Origin of the sequence: Actinopolyspora sabaoui, from assembly GCF_051225635.1 — a bacterium.
Lineage (GTDB): Bacteria > Actinomycetota > Actinomycetes > Mycobacteriales > Pseudonocardiaceae > Actinopolyspora.
The window spans coordinates 368,178-386,543 of record NZ_JBMIHH010000004.1 but is presented as its reverse complement, the minus strand read 5'-3'; the positions used below and the strand labels follow the sequence as shown (position 1 = coordinate 386,543).

The window sequence follows — 18,366 nt, the reverse complement described above, 5'->3', positions numbered from 1 at the left end:
GAGTACACGTGAGCATCCGATCGTTGTTGTCCGGTCAGACCCTCGGTTTCGGCGCGGCCCCGGTGGGCAACATGTTCCGTCCGGTACCGGAGGAGGACGCGGCCGCCACGATCCAAGCCGCCTGGGACAACGGCATCCGCTACTACGACACCGCCCCGATCTACGGGGCCGGACTGTCCGAGATCCGGCTCGGCGAGGTGCTGTCGCGGTACGAGCGCTCCGAGTACGTGCTCAGCACCAAGGTCGGCCGCGTGATCGAGCACGAGACGGAGCAGCCAGCCGACCCGGACGAGCAGGGCGGCATCTTCGCACACGGACGCCCCAACAAGGTTCGCAACGACTACGGCTACGACGGCACCATGCGCTCGATCGAGCAGAGCCTGCGACGGTTGGGCACCGACCACATCGACATCGCCTGGGTGCACGACATCTCCCCGGACTTCCACGGCGACGACTGGATCGACGCATTCGCGGCCTCCCGCACCGGCGCGTTCCGCGCGTTGACCAGCCTGCGCGAGCAGGGCGTCGTCGGTGCCTGGGGGATCGGGGTCAACACCGTGGAGCCCTGCGAGCTGACCCTGGGACTGGACGAGCACACCCCGGACGCCTTCCTGCTGGCGGGCCGCTACACCCTGTTCGATCACTCCTACGCGCTGCAGCGCCTGCTGCCGCGCTGCGCCGAACGCGACGTGGAGCTGGTGGTGGGCGGCCCGTTCAACTCGGGCGTGCTGGCCGGTGGGAAGCACTTCGAATACCAGGAGGCCTCGCAGCGGGTGCTCGACGACGTCGACCGGCTGCGAAAGATCGCGGAGCGGCACGGCACCGACATCCGGGCCGCGGCCCTGCGGTTCCCGCTGGCGCACTCCGCCGTGGCGGCGACGATCCCGGGCATGTCGCGTCCGGAGCGCGTGAGCCAGAACCTGGAGCTCTCGCGCACCCCGGTCCCGACCGAGTTCTGGCAGCAGCTGCGTGCCGAGGAGCTGGTCGACCCAGCCGCGCCGCTGCCGGACAACGTCTGATCCACCCAGCGTCCGATCCCCACCCAGGTTTCCACTTCCCGTAACCGGTCACGGTGGGGAACGTGGCGCGGGGCCCGCTCACTGCGGGCGGGCACCGCGCCACGTATTACCGCCGTCTCCCGAGGGCGGTACTCAGGCCCCCGAACGGTGCCGGGCCTCCCGCAGCACCTCCACCAGGCTGTTCGCGACGCCCCGTCGTGTCAGCAGCGGCCCCTCGTTCTTTCCGTCGGTCTCGTCGACGTGCATCACCCGTACGGCGGTCCCGTTGCGTTCGATCACTCTGGTCAGTCCGGTTTCCTCGAACGTCTCGTCGGTGGCGAGCAGTACTCTGGCGACCGCCTTCGGATGCGGTGCCGCCGCGCGCAGCGCCGTTCCGGCGGCACCGCTCGCCGCGACCAGTTGCAACCTTGTGCCCGCGTCGAGCTGTCGTTCCAGCAGGGCACGCACCTGTAGTAGATCATCGTCTACTGTGGATAACGAAAACCAGTGCAGCGGCACGGTCTTGGCGAGGCCGGACCACGGGCCGGGCGGGCACCCCGCGCCACGTCCCTCCGGGTCGAGTACCAACACCGCTGTCGTCGTCGGATTCGAGTCCGCCGAATCGGCACTGTCCATGCGGACCTCCTTTCCGCTGTGGCCCGGATACCCGGAACAGCGAGGTTTCATGCCGGGCGGCGCCGTCCCACGACTGTCCCACCTGGGCAGGCGTACCGAAAGTGCCGAGAGCCCGACCAGCACCAGGTTTTTCGAATCAGTGCGAGTCCCTGCCCAGCAACCACGCCTGCCTGCGCCGGTTCGCTTCGAAGCATTTCCTGCCGAGTCGGCTCGTGTGCCGGCCCACCGGGGTGTGCACGCGCTCTCGGGCGTGGCTCGGCTCCGTGTCACGGGCGGGGCTGGTTGTCCTGGCCTGCTCGTGACGTCGCTGCTCGTTCATCGCGGTGACCTCCTGTTTGCCCTCGTGCCTGCTTGGAGCGCACGGGTAGTTTATATAGACAGGTCTGTCTAGTCAATTGGGGTGCCAACTTGCCTTCACTCGGGTCCTACCCGGGGAGCCGTGCGCGTACCGCTCCGCACGTTTCGGTGCGTGGCCCGGCCGACTACCGTGAAGTGCGATCACAACGCGGTGAGGAGGAAGTCGTGTCCTCGATTCCCGACAGTGAAGTTTCCGGTGGCGAAGTTCCCGAGAACGGGGTTTCCGATGCCGGGATCGCTCATCCGATCTCGCTGGGCAGTGCGGAGTTCACCGCCGATCCGCCCGCGCACTTCGCGTGGCTGCGTGCCAACGCACCGGTCTACCGGGGAAGAGTTGCCTCCTGGGTGGACCAGGACGTGTGGTTGCTGTCTCGCTACGAGGACTGCAAGGCGCTGCTTACCGACGAGCGGTTCCCGCGTTCTCCGGAGGGCGGTTCGGCCATGACCGAGGAGATGCCCGAGCATCTGCGGCTGTTCACCAGCGCCTCACTGCTCTACACCGACGACCCCGAGCACCGCCGACTGCGTAAACTGGTCGCCAAACCGTTCACCCTCAGGGCCATCGAGCGGCTCGGCGAGCGCGTCGGGGAACTGGCCGATGAACTGCTGGACGAGCTGGAGGCTCGCGGCCGGGCAGAGTTGCGGCGGGAGTTCGCGTTGCCGCTACCGATGACGATCATCAGCGAGATGGTCGGGGTGCCCGCCTCGCAGCGGAAGCGGTTCCACCACGGCATCGAGGCGTTGTTCGGCGGGCCCGCCGAGAACGGCCAACAGGCCTGGGAGGATGAGGTCAAGGCGCTGGTGGACCTGGTCCGTGAGCTGATCGAACAGCGGCGGAACTCGCCGGGCGAGGACATCCTCACCGGTCTGATCCAGGCCGAGGAGGATGGTGACCGGCTGGAGGGGGAAGAGCTGACGGCGATGGTCTTCACCCTGGTCACCGCGGGTTACGAGACCACCTACAACCTGATCACCAACGCCGTGGTCACTCTGCTGGACCACCCCGAGCAGCTCGCCCGGCTGCGGGACGATCCCGGCTTGCTGCCCGGAGCGATCGAGGAGATCCTGCGCTACGCCGGTCCGGTGCAAGGCACCGAGGCACTCACCGCCGCCGAGGACGTCACCTGGCACGGTCGCACCATCCCCGCCGGTTCACTCGTGCTGCCGTTGCTGGGATCGGCCAACCGGGATCCGGACGCCTTCGAGGACCCCGAGGCGTTCGACGTCAGCCGGGAGCCGAACCGTCATCTGGGCTTCGGGCACGGTGCGCATTTCTGCCTCGGTGCCAACCTGGCTCGGTTGGAGACCCGGATCGCGCTGGAGAAACTGCTGCGGCGCAATCCCGGGCTCGCACTGGACGTCGAGCGCGACGAGCTCGTGGTCGAACAGGTGCCGCTGTTCGTCCGGTACCGCGAGCTGCCCGTTCGGCTCGGGCACTGAAAGCCACGCGGCTCGGCACACGCCCCGTTCGGCTGTCCCGTGTCACCCGAGCGTACCGCCAGGACTCACCCTGTGGTGTGCTGTGACCGACGGGAACCGAACTTCCGAAAGGTGGCCGTGAACACGCCATGTCAGGGTCCAGCAACGAAACCAGGCGCTGGCCGAGCCGGGTGTACGGCGAAGGGTCCGAACCGGATGCCCGCTTCTCGCTGGCGAACGAGCGGACCTTTCTGGCGTGGTTGCGCACCGCCATGGCGCTGATGGCCGCCGGTGTCGGTATCGAGACGGTCAACGCCGCCACTTCGCGGTCCCAGAATCCACTGGTCACCTGGTTGGCGCTGTTGTTGCTGGCTGGCGGGGTGCTCATCAGCGCCACCTCGTTCACCAGGTGGGCGGCCACCGAGCGGGCGCTGCGAACCGGCAGGCCGTTGCCCGCGCCCAGGATGGGTGCCGTGCTCGGTTACGGCCTCGCCGCCGTGGGAGTGGGAATCGCCGTGCTGCTCGTGGTCGTGGGGATCTGAGGTGCCCGACCACGACAGGGGCGACGACGGAGCCCGCGCACCGGTCGATCCCGGGTTGCAGATCGAGCGCACCACGTTGGCCTGGTTGCGCACCGGACTGTCCTTCGCGGTCGGTTCGCTGGTGCTGACCAGGCTCATCGCCCACACCAGGCCGCTGGTCGCCCTCGGCTGCGTGCTGGCGCTGCTGCCGGTCGCGGTGCTGGTGGGGGTGTTGGCGGTGCGCCGCTACCGTGCCGACAGCGCCCTGCCGCAACATCGGCAACCGTTGACGGGCGGTGCGTTGCCCGCGGGCGTCGCGCTGCTGGCCGTGCTGGTCGGAGCGGTGGGGATGGTTTACACCGTGCTGTTGTGAGTCGGGGTGTGCCGCTCGTCCGGCCAGGGTCGAGTGGCGGAACCTCTCGCACGGCTCTCGCTGCGGGTCCGGCGACATCGGGTAGCGGCCTACACAACGTCTCCGGCGTCCTCGCGAGAGCCGCACGGGAGAACCCGCGGCGGCGCCGACTGCGAGCGGGGTAGGAGTTCGGCTTCGCGTCGGAGCTGCGTGGCGATTTCGCGGGTGTGTTCTGAGGGTGGGTGGCGCCGTCCGGGCGGGGGCCGGTATTCCGAATCGGACCGTACGAGCTCGGTCAGGGGTGGGCGTTGTGGTCCAGATCGGCCAGCACCGCTTCGGCGGCGCGTCTGCCCGAGACGAGCGCACCCTGGATCGAGCTGGTGTCGCGGTGATCACCGCACACGTACAGCCCGGCGTGCAGCCGCACCCGGCGTCGGAACGGATGTGGTGCGGGCATGGCCGGCAGTGCTCGTGGCAGCGGATACGTGGCCAACCATTCCCATTCCCGGGTGCCGCTGCCGAACAGGCGGGCCAGATGCTCCCGGATCTCCGGTTCCACCCCGCGAGGGTCGGGGACCGCTCCGAGAACCGAGGTACTGATCAGGCTGCTCCCGTCGGGCGTGTAGGACGGTGCCACGTCGCTGAGGACAGTGGTGTTGAGCACCGCCCGTCGTGCGTCGGTGACGATCGTGCCGCCGCCTACCGGACTGTGCCGGGCGCGGTGGTAGAAGGTCGTCACGGCGTTCCACGCGGGAACCCGCAGCCCGGGAAGCAGCTCGCCGGCGGTGCTCGCGTCGGTGGCCACTACCACGGCGCGACCACTCACCGTCGCGCCGTCGCGCAGCCGGACCTTCCCGGGATCGACCTCGGCGACCGGCTGGTCGTACCGGATGCTCGCCGGTGGCAGTCGCGCGGCCAGCTGTCGCGGCAGCGCGGCCATCCCGGTGCGGGGCAGCACCGGCGCGGCACGGGCGAAGCAGCGCCATACGTGGTGGAAGAACCGCGAGGAGGTGGCCAGCTCGTCCTCCAGGAAAATTCCGGAGAGGAACGGCCGGAACAGCTCCTCGACCGTTCGCGTCGACAGCCCCCGGCGTGCCAGATCCACCCGGGTGGAGCGTTCCGGTGCGGCGGTGATGTGCCTGCCCGGCAGCAACGCGTCGCGGGCGGTGAACAGGCCGAGCACCATTCCGTCCCCAACGGACAGTCCACTCCGCACGAGCTCACCGATACCGGCCGGATCCGTGCGCGGATCGGCCAGCCGTACCACGCGGCCGTCGCGTCGCACGTGTCGTATTCCCCGGCTGAACCGCTGCGGCTCAAGGGCGCGCACGTCGACGCGGTTCCGCACTTCGGGATAGGCGGGTGCCAGCACCTGGAACCCTCGATCCAACCGAAAACCGTCCACCTCGTCGGTGCGAACCCGTCCGCCGGGCTCGTCGGCGGCTTCCAGCATCAGCACTTCCACGCCGCGCGAGACCAGCTGCTCGGCGGCGCTCAACCCGGCGAGGCCGGCGCCCACGACGATCACTTCCGATGTCACGCGGCGAACCTAGTAACCGCGCTCTCACCGCGCCACTCGGCGAGCGGTTGTCATCCGCTCGAGGGAGTAAGCTCGCGATGGAGGGATGTACCGCCGAAACGCCGGTCGTGCGGGGCGGGGTCCGCCGGAGCGATCGAGTAGCCTCGTGCGACGTGACCGCCCCCGCCATTCTCTGGTTCCGCCGTGACCTGCGGCTCTACGACCACGCGGCCCTGTTGACCGCCGGGCGCAGATCCGAATCCGTGCTGGCGGTGTTCGTGTTCGACGACAACCTGCTGCGTCCGGCCGGGGCCACTCGACGGGACTTCCTCTACGGGTGTCTGCGTGAGCTGGACGAGCGCCTCGGGCACAGGTTGCTGCTCAGGCACGGCGAGCCCGCCGACGTACTGCCGGAACTGGCTGAGCGTATCGGTGCGGCAAGCGTGCACGTCTCCGCCGACACCAACCCTTATGGCAGTCGCCGCGACGAGCGCGTACGTGAGGCGTTGCGGGAGCGGGGAATCGACTGGGAGGTCACGGGGTCGCCCTACGCGGTGACACCGGGACGGATCACCAAGGCCGATGGCAACCCGTACAAGGTGTTCGCCCCGTTCCGGCGCGCCTGGTCCGAACACGGCTGGCCACCACCCGCCGAGACCGGTGTGGACACCGCGGACTGGATGAGCCCCGCGGGGTTGGACGGACTCTCCGTTCCCGAGGGCGAGCAGGAAGCCGCTCCCGATCCGCCACCGCCGGGCGAGACGAACGCGCTGCGTCGCTGGCACGAGTTCGTCGAATCGGGCCTGCCGGAGTACGACCAGCAGCGCGACCGACCGGACATCGCCGGGACCAGCAGAATGTCGGCCTACCTCCACTTGGGGTGCGTGCACCCGCGCACGATGCTGCGCGATCTGTCCCAACTGGACCACGCCGGAGCAGGGAGCTACCGCAACGAACTGGCCTTCCGCGAGTTCTACGCCGACGTGCTGTGGAACTGGCCGGACAGCGCCCGGTACAACTTCGACACCCGCTTCGACCGGATGCCGCTGGACACCGGCAGCGAGGCGAACACGCTGTTCGACATCTGGTGCGCGGGACGGACCGGCTTCCCGATCGTGGACGCGGGGATGCGTCAACTGCTGCAGGAGGGGTGGATGCACAACCGCGTGCGGATGATCGTGGCCAGTTTCCTGGTCAAGGATCTGCATCTGCCCTGGTGGTGGGGAGCGCGCCATTTCATGCTGCACCTGGCCGACGGTGATCTGGCATCCAACCAGCACGGCTGGCAGTGGGCCGCGGGCAGCGGCACCGACGCCGCGCCCTACTTCCGCATCTTCAACCCGACCACTCAGGGTGAGAGGTTCGACCCATCGGGGGAGTACGTGCGCCGGTACGTCTCGGAACTGCGTGGCGTCAGCGGGAAACGGGTGCACCAGCCGTGGAAGCTCGACGGCGCGCAGGCGCCGGACTACCCCGCGCCGGTGATCGAGCACTCGCACGAGCGGCAGGAGGCGCTGGCCCGTTACGGCCGTATCAAGAACTCGTAGCGGCATGTTCCTTCCACTGCCGTGAGCTCTTCCGCCGGTCCGCCGTGAGCGCCCGGCTCTCCGGTGATAGGCGCGTCATCCCCGCGCGGTGTGTTCCCGCTGGGAGGGGCGCTCCTGCCTGGACGGCGCGGTCATCACCCAGCGGATGCCCGCCGTGACGGTCTGCCCGCTCAGTCGCACCAGCGTCGCCTCGGTCACCGGCAGGTACGGCAGTCGCAACGGCAGCCGCGCCCAGCGGGGCAGCAGTGCCACCGCGGCCGCCGCCAGTCCCGCGTAAGGAGCACGGGCCGCCAGCGGCAGTGGTGGTTCCAGCAGCAGGAAACGGGCGGTGGAGCGCGCCTCCGGGGTTCCCGCCAGCTCGGGACGGTACTGGCGGATCTGCTCGTCCAGTTCGGCCTCGCTTTCCGGCGGATCGGTCACGCCGAGCTCACGTGCGACGCGGGCGGTGTCGGCGACGTAACCGTCGCGGCCCTTGGCATCCAGAGGCCGTTCGCCGTAGCGCTGGTGCGCCCGCAGGAAACTGTCGATCTCGGCGATGTGCACCCAGCGCAGCAGCCGCGGATCGGTGGCCGTGTAGGCACGCCCGTCCGGGGTGGTGCCCGAGACGTGCTGGTGCACCGCACGGATCCGGCGGACGGTCTCCTCAGCGTCCTCGGCGGTGCCGAACGTGGTGACCGCCAGGAAGTAGCTGGTTCGTTGCAGCCGTCCCCACGGATCACCGCGGTAGCCGGAGTGCGCGTTGACCCCGGCCATCGCCAGCGGGTGCAGCGACTGCAGCAGCAGCGCCCGCAACCCGCCGACGAACATCGAGGCGTCCGCGTGCACCCGGCGGATCGGCCGGTCCTCCTCGAACCAGCGCGGTCCCGGGGCGGAGTGGATGCGTTCCCGACGTTCCGGTCCCTCCGAACCCGCCACGTGTTCGAATACGCTCGCTCCCAACCGGGAGCGCAGCCACGATACGGTCATACCGCCATCGTGCTCGCCTCCGTGCCGCGCGCGCCACGGTGCGAGGCGCTCACAGTTCCAGTGGGATCCGGTTACCCGCCGCCCCGAGCATCGCGGCGACCGCGTCGGCGATGTCCGGGGTGTGATCGCGATTCTCGGCGTGCGCCACGCGCAGATTGACCGAGTGACGTTCCGCGTCGTGCCACTCGGGCCAACCCCGCCGCGCCAGGTCCTCCAGGGTGGCGAAGTCGGGCAGCGCCTCGGTGGTGCTGTCGAGCAGCCATCGCAGGTACTCGCGCTGCTGGGTGAGTACGGACTCGTCGCGGGTGCTCACCGGGCCGTGTCCGGGGACCAGCGTGTCCGCCTCGAAACCCTCCAGCCAGTCCAGGGCCTCGAGCCAGCCACCGATGCTGCCGTGCAGCGCCAGGGGAGTCACCCCGTTGAACAGCAGATCGCCGGTGAACAGCACACCGTCGTCGGGGTGGTGGATCACCAGGTCCCCGTCGGTGTGCGCCCGGGTGGGTACAGGGTGGATCTCGGCGTGGGTGTCGCCCAGCTCGATAGTGGTTGGCCCCGTTACCGGGGTGATGTGGTCCGGCGGGTCGATCGAACCCCAGTCGGCGTACTCGAACAACTCCGGATAGGTGTGTGGCCCTTCGTGGATCTCCTCGACCGCGGAGTTCGCCGCGTGGACCACACCGCCTTGTTCGACCACCCGGCGCGCTCCGTGCGAATGGTCGCCGTGGGCGTGGGTGAGCACGGCGGTCAACGCCGTTCCCGGATCGGGACCTCGCGCCGCTTCCAGCAGGGCACGACTTCGGCTCTCGGTGGCGCAGGTGTCGACGAGCAGGGTCCGGCGCTCGCCGGTGATCCAGCCCGCGTTGTTGTGGAACCAACCGCCCGGCAGCTGCAGGTAGGCGGTGCTGTGCTTACCGGTACGAGTGATCGCGGTGGCCGTCACTGCGTGGGGTCCCCTTCCGGAAACGAAGATCACGGATGTCGTTGGGCCATGCTATGCCGCACGACTGCCACGCGGCGCATGCCACTGTCCGAGCTCGACGGATTCGGCGTGTCGTTCCCGCCTGCTTCCGTCCTCGGACGACGATGTCGGGCCGGTGCCGTGCCACGGGATGCCGTTCTTACCCAGTAATGCATTTGAAATTTCAGTGCTGAACGAAATGAACCGTTCACGCCGTCGAAAACCGGTCGGTGCCGATCGACGACTTCACGCCACGCGGCACTCGAAACCGCCGGTAGCATGACGGCCATGCGTCACCCCGTGACACCGGACGGGCGTTATTTCGTGGCGCGTGGCAGGCTGTGGCGTCGCACGAATCCGGAGCTCGATCCGGACCGCCGGGACGAACTCGTGCGCGAGCTGATGGCAGCTCGTAGGAGAAAGCAGAGCGCGATGCGGCGGGAGGACGCCGCGGCGCGAGAGGCCGCGCGGACCGAGGTCGACGCGGCGAAGCGTGCCCTCGGGGAGCGCGGTCCGGTGTGGTGGACCGACGGAGCCCCGGATCTCACCGGGCGCGCGGTCGGCAACACGCCCTATGCGGACTGGTTCGCGGGTCTGGGGGAGCACCACGATTCCTCCGGAGAGTGAGCTCGGACCATGGTGGCTCGCCACGTACACGGTGCGGAATGTCCCGGTCCTCAGCGCGAGTAACGGCAGGCCGGGCAGCGGATGTGCTCCTGCCGGTCCGCTCCGGATCTCCGGGCGACTCGTCACACGATCATCTCGCCCGGCCGGGTGACCAGCCGGGTGAACAGTAGTCTCTACGGGGGATTCCGGTGCCGTCACATCCCGGTTTTGTCACTCGAACGAGTAAAATTCTTCTTTTCCGATGAGAGGGACGAAGGACCCAGTTAAGTGAAAATTGTTCTTGTAATGGCTCTCCCCTTCGAAAAAGGTCCTAAAGTCCCTACTTTCAGGTGTGGTTGGCGCGCACAGCGGCGCGTTACCGTGGCCGGTGTCCCCTCGGGCTCGCGCACCAGCGCCGAGGCCGTTCGAAACAACAACCCGTTGTGAATTCCGTGGTTCGGCCGCCGTTGCCACGATTCGGCCCACCCGAACGATCGGCCGAATCCGCCGAGCTCGCGGTCTTGTCTCCGTAATAATCCCGGAAGGGATACGACGATGAGCAGTTCGACTACACCCCCCGGAAACGGGCACTATGCCGACGTTTCCGCACAACCGGTCTCACCGACCGGACGCTACGTCCTGGTGCTCAGCGACGAGACGTTCGCCCGCGAGGCCGACCAGGTCGAAACGCTGCGTTCGGTGGCAGGCGCGGCCAACGTGGCCAGCACCTCCGACTACGAATGGCGTGCGCTGGACGTGGGGCAGGCCTCGTCGGCCGATGCCACGGTCTTCGCCGACCTCGGTATCGGCACTGTGACGGCCGATCCGGACAGCGCGGCCTCGATCATGGCCGCCGCTGCCGACGACCCTCGCGTGACGGCCGTCGAGCCCGAACAGTTCATGTACGCCCTGAGCGGACCGGAGGGCACCCGAACCGAACCGTCCACGGTCCGGACGCCGATGGCCGACACCGGCTGGTCCGCCGTTCGGGCCGCCCCCGTCGAATTCAACGACACCTCCGAGGCGACCTGGGGGCTACAGGCCACCGGAGTGCTCGACTCCGCCGCGACCGGCCAGGGAATCCGGGTGGCCGTGCTGGACACGGGGCTTGACCTCGGTCATCCGGACTTCGCCGAGCGCGAGATATCGGCACGTTCCTTCGTGACCGATGAACCAGCCCAGGACGGCAACGGTCACGGCACACACTGCGTGGGCACCTCCTGCGGGCCGGAGAACCCACCGGAACCACCCGGCAGCCGCCGCTACGGTGTGGCGACCCGAGCCGAGATCCTGGTGGGCAAAGTGCTCGGTGACGGGGGGTCCGGTACCGACACCAACATCCTCGCCGCGATCAACTGGGCCATCGGCAACGACTGCCGGGTGATCTCCATGTCGCTCGGTGCCGATACCCGTGCCGTCTCGCGGCGTTACGAGACCGTGGGGCAGCGGGCACTGAATCGTGGTTCGCTGATCGTGGCGGCCGCGGGCAACAATGCCGACCGCGATTCCGGGAATCCCGGTTTCGTGGGTGTTCCGGCCAACAGCCCGTCGATCATGGCGGTCGCCGCGTTGGACTCCAGACTCGGCATCGCCGACTTCTCGGCACGCAGCAACCCGGTCGACGGTGGCCAGATCGACATCGCGGCACCGGGGGTGGACGTGTACTCCACCTGGCCCATGGAGCGCCGGTATCGCACGATCTCCGGTACGAGCATGGCCACCCCGCACGTCTCGGGCATCGCCGCGCTGTGGGCGCAGCGTACCGACGCGGCAGGGGAGGCACTGTGGTCCACTCTGATCCGTGGTGCTCAACGGCTCGAACTTCCCGGCGTCGACGTCGGAGCCGGAATCGCCAAGGCACCCTCGTGAAGCGCGGACGGAGACCATGGCCGAGGAAGTGGTGGTCACCGTGCGCGATGAGTGGCTCGACCACATCGACACCGTGGTGCGGCGCTTGCGCCGAATCGGGATGCGCGTGGACCGGGTGCTCGAACTCGTGGGGATGATCACCGGCTTGCTGGAGAGCGAGCACTTCGATGCCGCCCGCGCTGTTCCGGGCGTGGCCGCGGTGGAGCGTGGCGAGACCCTGCGAATCCCACCCGGTGAGAACCAGTAGGAGTCCCTTCACCCCGGCTCGCCGGGGTGAAGGGACTCCTCTCGGGACAACGTTTCGGCGAGTGCTGTTCCAGCGACTCCCCGAGGCTTCACTGCCCTCGGCGTTGTCCCGGGTACCACCAGTCCGACGGCGGATTCGGCTCCGCGTCACCCCGCCCGGCTTCACCGTTCGGTGAGGTTCCCAGGCGGGGCGCGGTGGTGCCCGGCATCCGCTCGGCGATGATCCGGTTGATCTCGGTGGCGGGCACCAGCCCCTCCATTCGCCCCTGGTCCAGCACCAGGATGGAATTCCGGGGGTCGTCGTAACGGGCGAGCACACTGGTCACCGACTCCCCACGACTCGCGGTGGTGAACCGGGAAAGCGGGTCGGCCAGTTCGCGCAGTGTGCTCCGGTTTCGCTCGGTGACCGGCACCTCGTGCAGCCCGCGAGGGCTGAGCACTCCTCGCAGCGTGCCGTCACGATCCACCACCGCGAACACCGAACCGTCGCTGCCGAGCGGCGAGTCCAGCACGTCACGGGCCGACAGGTCCGACCACAGCGGGGTCGCGCCGATCGTGACGAGCTCACCTATCCGGGTGTCGCCCAACGCCATGCCCAGCTTTGCCTGCTGGCGTTCGGCAGCGGCGGCCTGCAGCACGAAAAGGCCGACCAGCATCGCCCAGATTCCCTCGATGCCGCGTGTGACCACACTTACGAAGCCGCCCGCGATGAGCAGGAACCCCAGGCCCGCACCCGTGCGGGTTGCCCACAGGGCGGCTTTGAAGCGTTGCCCGGTACGGGCCCAGATCACCGCGCGCAGGATTCGACCGCCGTCCAGCGGAGCGGCCGGAAGCAGGTTGAACACCATGATCGCGAGATTCAACATCCCCAGGTAGGCAGCCACGATGATCGCCAGCTGGCCGGCCTGCAGGAGGACCAGCGCCCATGTCGCCAGCGCGAACACTCCCGCCACCGCGCCGCTCACCAGAGGTCCGACCCCGGAGATGAACAGCTCCGCCCTGGGGGTGGGTGCCTCACCGCGTAACCGGGCGACCCCGCCGAGCAGCCACAGGGTGACCCGGTCGACGCTCAGACCGTGGCGTACGGCCACGAGCGCGTGAGCCAGTTCGTGCAGCAGCACCGAGACGATCAGCAGCAGCGCGGCCGCGGTGCTCGCGATCCAGTAGAAAACCGTGGCGTGCCCGGGCAGGGTGGTGGGCAGCCAGTAGGCACCCAGCATGAAGACGATCAGACCGATGATGCCCGCCACGCTCCAGTGCAGCTGCAGGCGAATCCCGGCCACCCGGCCCAGCGGAATCGTTCCCGTCATCACCGTTCACCGCCCTTCGGCGGGGTGTTGCCGACCGTGGGCTACGAGGTGTGCCCACTGTGCGGTCATCCCGGGCTCCAGCGTAGTCGTTCTCCGGGGCGGCTAGCGAACAACCGTGCGTGCCCGAGCTTCCGGGAACGCCGGGTCGCCCCGGTATCCTCCGGACCTCGTGGTGTCGCGAGTACCGTCGATTTCGCGACCGGTGGAGGGAAGAGCTGCTGATGAGTACCGGCACGGCGACACGAGGATCACGGCCGCGTGGTTCCGCGCGCGAGCGGCTGCTGGAGGCCGCCTCCGAACTGTTCTACCGGCACGGTATCCGTGCCGTGGGTATCGACACGGTCATCGAGCGTGCCGGGGTCGCCAAGATGAGTCTGTACAACCACTTCAGCTCCAAGGACGAGCTGGTGGCCGCCTATCTCGAACGTCGGGAGCAGCGCTGGGGCGCGTTCTTCGACAGCGAGCTGCAACGGATCGGCGGCACGGTCGCGGACCGGGTGCTGGCGGCGTTCGACATTCTGGCGAGCTGGCTCGAACGGGAGTGTCCCCGTGGATGTGCGTTCGGCAACGCCGAGGCCGAGCTCGCCGATCCGACGCATCCCGCGCAGGAGGTGATCGAGGCGGACAAGGCGCGGCTGCGCGAATGGCTGACCGAACTGGTCGCCGCCTCCGGTTCGGCCGATCCGGAGCTGGTCGCCGAGCAGCTCTTCCTGTTGTGGGAGGGGGTGCTGGTCACCTCGGGCACCGGGCGGGTCCGTGACCCGGTCGCCGCGGCTAAACAGGCCGCCGCTCGGTTGCTGGGGTGATCCCTACATACCCCTCGGGGGTGGTTCGTCGTGCTCCGTCCGGCGGGGCAGTGGTTCGTACGGGTGGGGTTACGGGTAGGGGGTATTCTGGGGGTGGTTTGTCCGTGTCGGTGAGGGAGGTCGAATGCGCGGGTATGCCCAGGACAAAGAGGAGTACCTCAAGCGGCTGCGGCGCGTTGAGGGCCAGGTGCGCGGTCTGGCACGCATGGTCGAGAACGACGAGTACTGCATCGACGTGCTGACCCAGGTCTCGGCGGTGACCAAGGGGTTGCAGGCGGTGTCGCTGGGGCTGCTGGACGAGCATCTCAAGCACTGCGTGGCCGAGGCCGTCTCCGAGGGCGGTGAGGACGCCGAGGCCAAGATCCAGGAGGCCAGCGACGCCATCGCTCGTCTCGTCCGTTCCTGAATCGGTCCTTTTCAGGCGCTCTGCCCGGCGGAGCGCGGGGGCGGGTTCGTTCCCGGGTGAGTTCTGGGGTTCGTGCTCGTCCTCGGTAGCCCGGCGGCGGGAGCGCGCGTTCAACTCGTTGACACGGTACCCCCGTAGGGTATAAAGCTGGGTTCGGTACACGACATCGAACGCGGGCGGTTACGACTCGCCCCGGCGAACTCCGCCGCGATGCCGCGGAACGCTCCCGGGAGTATCGAGAGGGGAACCAACGATGACCACCGGCCCGCCGCAGGAGACGCTCCCATCGGAGCAGGCGATCGACACCGAACTGTCGGTCGGCGGAATGACCTGCGCCTCCTGCGCCTCCCGGATCGAGCGCAAGCTCAACAAACTCGACGGGGTCAGTGCCACCGTCAACTACGCCACCGAGAAGGTCAGGGTGAGTCACTCACCCGATGCCGCTACCGAGCGGCTCGTCGGCACCATCGAGGCGGCGGGCTACAGCGCCACCCCCACCGCCTCCCACGGTTCCGGCAGCCCCGCCGGCTCCGAGCGAACGGCGGCGGGGAGCGATGACACCGCGAAAACCGCCGGGGGCGAGGGGAACGGGGAGCTGCTGCTCCGACAGCGGTTGATCGTCTCGGCGCTGCTCTCGGTCCCCGTCATCGCCATGGCCATGGTTCCCGTACTGCAGTTCACCTACTGGCAGTGGATCTCGTTGACCCTGGCCGCTCCGGTGCTGGTGTGGGGTGCGTTGCCGTTCCACCGCGCCACCTGGACGAACCTGCGCCACGGCGCCGTCACGATGGACACCCTGATATCGCTGGGTACCTCGGCCGCCTTCGGTTGGTCGCTGTACGCCCTGCTGTTCGGCGGTGCCGGGGTACCCGGCATGACCCACTCCTTCGAGCTCTCGGTGCGACACGTCGACGGGGGAAGCTCGATCTATCTCGAAGTCGCCGCCGGAGTGACCACCTTCATCCTGGCGGGCAGGTACTTCGAGGCCCGCTCCAAGCGGCGGTCCGGAGCGGCGCTACGTGCGCTGCTGCGACTCGGCGCCAAAGAAGTCGCGGTGCTGCGCGAGGGCAGGGAGTCGCTCGTCGCGGTTGAACAGCTGCGCGTCGGCGACCTGTTCGTGGTGCGCCCCGGCGAGAAGATCGCCACCGACGGAGTGGTGACCGAGGGCAGCTCGGCCGTGGACACGAGCATGCTCACCGGCGAATCCGTGCCCGTCGAGGTCGAGCCCGGCGAGACCGTGGTCGGGGCCACGGTCAACGCGGGCGGCCGGTTGGTCGTGCGCGCCACGCGGATCGGCTCCGACACCCAGCTGGCCCGGATGGCCAAGCTGGTCGAGGACGCCCAAGCGGGCAAGACGGGGGTGCAGCGTCTCGCCGACCGCGTCTCGGCGGTGTTCGTACCGATCGTGATCGTCCTCGCGCTCGGTACGCTGCTGTACTGGCTGGTCACCGGTGGGGGAGTCACCACAGCCTTCACCGCGGCCGTCGCCGTGCTGATCATCGCCTGTCCCTGTGCCCTGGGGCTGGCCACCCCCACGGCACTGCTGGTCGGTACCGGCAGAGGAGCTCAGCTGGGGATCCTGATCAAGGGGCCCGAGGTGCTGGAATCCACTCGTCGCGTGGACACCGTCGTGCTGGACAAGACCGGGACGATCACCACGGGCGAGATGGAGCTGCTTTCGGTTCACACCACCGAGGACGGCTCGGACTCCGAGGCGTTGACGTTGGCCGGAGCACTGGAGAGCGGTTCGGAGCACCCCATCGCTCGAGCCATCGCTCGTGGTGCCGCTGAGCGGGTGGGTACGCTGCCCTCGATCGAGGAATTCGGAAACGTCGAGGGACTCGGGGTACGTGGAACCGTCGACGGCCACACCGTGCTCGTGGGGCGTGCGCGGCTGCTCGAGCAATGGGGCGTTACGTTGCCCGAGTCGCTCCTCGAAGCCGCACGGACGGCCGAACAGGACGGCTCGACCGCGGTGGTGGTGGCCCGCGACGGCGAGGCCCGCGCCGTGCTGGTCGTCGCCGACACCGTCAAACCAACCAGCGCACGAGCTGTGCGGGGCATGCGCGAACTGGGACTCACTCCGGTGCTGTTGACCGGCGACAACGACACGGTCGCTCGCTCCATCGCTGCTCGCGTCGGTATCGAGCAGGTCTGGTCCGAGGTGATGCCCGAGGACAAGGTCGAGGTCATCGGGCGTATCCAGGACCGGGGCGGCGTGGTCGCCATGGTCGGTGACGGAGTCAACGACGCCGCGGCGCTCGTACGTGCCGACCTGGGACTGGCGATGGGCACCGGTACCGACGTGGCGATCGAGGCCAGTGATCTCACGCTGGTGCGCGGCGATCCGCGCGCGGCGGTGGACGCGCTCCGGCTGTCCAGGCGCACGCTGCGGACCATCAAGGGCAATCTGTGCTGGGCGTTCGGTTACAACGTGGCCGCGTTGCCGCTGGCGGCGGCGGGACTGCTCAACCCCATGATCGCGGGAGCGGCCATGGCGTTCAGCTCGGTGTTCGTCGTCGGCAACAGTCTTCGACTGCGCGGTTTCCGCGGGGTCGAAGACCTGGACTCCGCGAGCACCCCGTTCGGGGCCGGCGGCGACCCCGTGCGTGCGGAAACCACTCCGGCCGCTCGGTAGAAATCCGACCGGCGAAACTCACTCGCCGGTTCCGGACGAAGCCGCCACCGGTCCCACCGAGTCGTCGACCCTGCCGAACAGCGCCTCCGAGCGCAGTGCGGCATAACCGGGTTTGATCACCTCGTTGATCAGCGCGAGCCGCTGGTTGAACGGCAGGAACGCCGACTTCATCGCGTTGACCGTGAACCACTGCAGATCGTCCAGTGTGTAGCCGAAGGTGTCGATGAGTTCGCGGAACTCTCCGCTCATGCTCGTCTGACTCATCAGCCTGTTGTCGGTGTTGACCGTCACGCGGAAGTGTAGTCCCCGCAACAGGGCGATGGGGTGTTCCGGCAGGGAGTTCACCGTCCCGGTGTGTACGTTCGAGCGCGGGCACATCTCGAGCGGAATCCGCCGGTCCCGCACGAAGGAGGCGAGTCGCCCCAGGTGGGCTGTTCCGTGCTCGTCGAACGTGATGTCGTCGAGGATCCGAACTCCGTGACCCAGGCGCGCCGCGCCGCAGTACTGGATCGCTTCCCAGATGGAGGGAAGTCCGAAACCCTCGCCCGCGTGAATGGTGAAGTGGAAGTTCTCGCGACGCAGGTATTCGAACGCCTCCAACGACTGGGTGGGGGGATGGCCGGCTTCCGGGCCCGCGATGTCGAACCCGACCACGCCCTCGTCGCGGTAACGCACCGCCAGCCTGGCGATCTCGGAGGAACGGGAGGCCTGCCGCATCGCGCACAGCAGCAGCCCGATCCTGATTCGCCTGCCGTGCCGCGCCGCACGGTTCGCCCCCTCGGCGAATCCGGCCAGGACGGCCTCGACCACCTGGTCCAACTCCAGGCCGCCCTGGGTGCTCAATTCGGGAGCATAACGAATCTCGGCGTATACCACCCCGTCGGCGGCGAGATCTTCGGCGCACTCCGCCGCGACTCGGTGCAGTGCCTCCGAAGTCTGCAGCACCCCGACCGTGTGGGCGAAACGTTCCAGGTATTCCTCCAGTGAACCGGCCTCGGCCGCCGCCGCGAACCAGCTCTCCAACTCGTCGGGATCCGTGCTCGGCAGTTGCTCGTAGCCATTCCGCACGGCGAGTTCGGCGACCGTCCGCGGACGCAGGCCGCCATCCAGGTGATCGTGCAGCAGTACCTTCGGTGCCTGCACGAGCTGTTCGTCGGTGGGGCCGGTGGTCATCCCTCGCATCAGCGCTCCTTCTGGATTGCGAGATGTTGT

The 18,366-nt window shown here is 68.5% G+C and carries 18 protein-coding genes; 11 read left to right on the top strand and 7 right to left on the bottom strand.

What is annotated here, in order from left to right; all coding sequences use genetic code 11:
* Window positions 1–8: 8 nt before the first annotated feature.
* Window positions 9–1,019 (top strand): aldo/keto reductase, encoded by a 1,011-nt coding sequence (locus ACOQFL_RS09290; RefSeq protein WP_435543693.1) that lies wholly within the window; start codon window positions 9–11, stop codon window positions 1,017–1,019.
* 132 nt (window positions 1,020–1,151) lie between these two features.
* Here ACOQFL_RS09290 and ACOQFL_RS09285 read toward each other — a convergent pair whose 3' ends face one another.
* The gene (locus ACOQFL_RS09285) at window positions 1,152–1,634 is read right to left on the bottom strand and encodes a hypothetical protein (RefSeq protein WP_435543692.1); all 483 of its coding nucleotides are present in this window, start codon (window positions 1,632–1,634) and stop codon (window positions 1,152–1,154) included.
* Between the two features lie 136 nt (window positions 1,635–1,770).
* Window positions 1,771–1,953 carry a hypothetical protein gene (locus tag ACOQFL_RS09280; protein ID WP_435543691.1) on the bottom strand — a complete coding sequence of 61 codons (183 nt, stop codon included), beginning with the start codon at window positions 1,951–1,953 and terminating at the stop codon, window positions 1,771–1,773.
* Between the two features lie 203 nt (window positions 1,954–2,156).
* On the opposite strand from ACOQFL_RS09280, the gene ACOQFL_RS09275 reads away from it, so the two are divergent.
* From ACOQFL_RS09275 to ACOQFL_RS09265, 3 genes are all read left to right on the top strand, one after another.
* Entirely contained in the window at window positions 2,157–3,431 is a 1,275-nt protein-coding gene (locus tag ACOQFL_RS09275) for a cytochrome P450 family protein (protein WP_435543690.1), read from the top strand.
* Window positions 3,432–3,559: 128 nt separating this feature from the next.
* Window positions 3,560–3,952 (top strand): YidH family protein, encoded by a 393-nt coding sequence (locus ACOQFL_RS09270; protein ID WP_435543689.1) that lies wholly within the window; start codon window positions 3,560–3,562, stop codon window positions 3,950–3,952.
* Window position 3,953: 1 nt separating this feature from the next.
* On the top strand, window positions 3,954–4,304 hold the full coding sequence (locus ACOQFL_RS09265; protein ID WP_435543688.1) for a DUF202 domain-containing protein: 351 nt from the start codon (window positions 3,954–3,956) through the stop codon (window positions 4,302–4,304).
* A 274-nt stretch (window positions 4,305–4,578) separates the two neighbouring features.
* On the opposite strand, the gene ACOQFL_RS09260 is transcribed toward ACOQFL_RS09265, so the two are convergent.
* A complete protein-coding gene (locus ACOQFL_RS09260; protein WP_435543687.1) occupies window positions 4,579–5,823 on the bottom strand; it encodes an NAD(P)/FAD-dependent oxidoreductase in 1,245 nt (414 codons plus the stop codon).
* A 152-nt stretch (window positions 5,824–5,975) separates the two neighbouring features.
* On the opposite strand from ACOQFL_RS09260, the gene ACOQFL_RS09255 reads away from it, so the two are divergent.
* Complete coding sequence (locus ACOQFL_RS09255; protein ID WP_435543686.1) at window positions 5,976–7,349, top strand: cryptochrome/photolyase family protein; 1,374 nt, start codon at window positions 5,976–5,978, stop codon at window positions 7,347–7,349.
* 75 nt (window positions 7,350–7,424) lie between these two features.
* Here the strand turns inward: ACOQFL_RS09255 and ACOQFL_RS09250 are convergent, their stop codons facing one another.
* Both ACOQFL_RS09250 and ACOQFL_RS09245 read right to left on the bottom strand, forming a co-directional pair.
* Window positions 7,425–8,315, bottom strand: a complete 891-nt coding sequence (locus tag ACOQFL_RS09250; RefSeq protein ID WP_435543685.1) for an oxygenase MpaB family protein — start codon at window positions 8,313–8,315, stop codon at window positions 7,425–7,427.
* A gap of 49 nt (window positions 8,316–8,364) precedes the next feature.
* The gene (locus ACOQFL_RS09245) at window positions 8,365–9,255 is read right to left on the bottom strand and encodes an MBL fold metallo-hydrolase (protein ID WP_435543684.1); all 891 of its coding nucleotides are present in this window, start codon (window positions 9,253–9,255) and stop codon (window positions 8,365–8,367) included.
* A gap of 306 nt (window positions 9,256–9,561) precedes the next feature.
* Here ACOQFL_RS09245 and ACOQFL_RS09240 point away from each other — a divergent pair, with 306 nt between their 5' ends.
* The 3 genes from ACOQFL_RS09240 (at window position 9,562) to ACOQFL_RS09230 (ending at window position 11,995) form a co-directional block, all read left to right on the top strand.
* Complete coding sequence (locus ACOQFL_RS09240; protein ID WP_435543683.1) at window positions 9,562–9,900, top strand: hypothetical protein; 339 nt, start codon at window positions 9,562–9,564, stop codon at window positions 9,898–9,900.
* Window positions 9,901–10,434: 534 nt separating this feature from the next.
* A complete protein-coding gene (locus ACOQFL_RS09235) occupies window positions 10,435–11,748 on the top strand; it encodes a S8 family serine peptidase (RefSeq protein WP_435543682.1) in 1,314 nt (437 codons plus the stop codon).
* A 16-nt stretch (window positions 11,749–11,764) separates the two neighbouring features.
* On the top strand, window positions 11,765–11,995 hold the full coding sequence (locus ACOQFL_RS09230; RefSeq protein WP_435543681.1) for a hypothetical protein: 231 nt from the start codon (window positions 11,765–11,767) through the stop codon (window positions 11,993–11,995).
* Between the two features lie 88 nt (window positions 11,996–12,083).
* On the opposite strand, the gene ACOQFL_RS09225 is transcribed toward ACOQFL_RS09230, so the two are convergent.
* Entirely contained in the window at window positions 12,084–13,304 is a 1,221-nt protein-coding gene (locus ACOQFL_RS09225) for a site-2 protease family protein (RefSeq protein WP_435543680.1), read from the bottom strand.
* Between the two features lie 221 nt (window positions 13,305–13,525).
* Between ACOQFL_RS09225 and ACOQFL_RS09220 the strand changes: the two genes are divergently transcribed.
* The 3 genes from ACOQFL_RS09220 to ACOQFL_RS09210 all read left to right on the top strand — a co-directional run bounded on the left by ACOQFL_RS09220 (window position 13,526) and on the right by ACOQFL_RS09210 (window position 17,154).
* Window positions 13,526–14,110 (top strand): TetR/AcrR family transcriptional regulator, encoded by a 585-nt coding sequence (locus ACOQFL_RS09220; protein WP_435543679.1) that lies wholly within the window; start codon window positions 13,526–13,528, stop codon window positions 14,108–14,110.
* A gap of 124 nt (window positions 14,111–14,234) precedes the next feature.
* On the top strand, window positions 14,235–14,516 hold the full coding sequence (locus ACOQFL_RS09215; RefSeq protein WP_092626884.1) for a metal-sensitive transcriptional regulator: 282 nt from the start codon (window positions 14,235–14,237) through the stop codon (window positions 14,514–14,516).
* Window positions 14,517–14,769: 253 nt separating this feature from the next.
* Window positions 14,770–17,154, top strand: coding sequence for a heavy metal translocating P-type ATPase (locus ACOQFL_RS09210; RefSeq protein WP_435543678.1), 2,385 nt, complete (start codon window positions 14,770–14,772; stop codon window positions 17,152–17,154).
* Window positions 17,155–17,172: 18 nt separating this feature from the next.
* Here ACOQFL_RS09210 and ACOQFL_RS09205 read toward each other — a convergent pair whose 3' ends face one another.
* Entirely contained in the window at window positions 17,173–18,327 is a 1,155-nt protein-coding gene (locus tag ACOQFL_RS09205) for an adenosine deaminase (RefSeq protein ID WP_435543841.1), read from the bottom strand.
* Window positions 18,328–18,366: the final 39 nt, after the last annotated feature.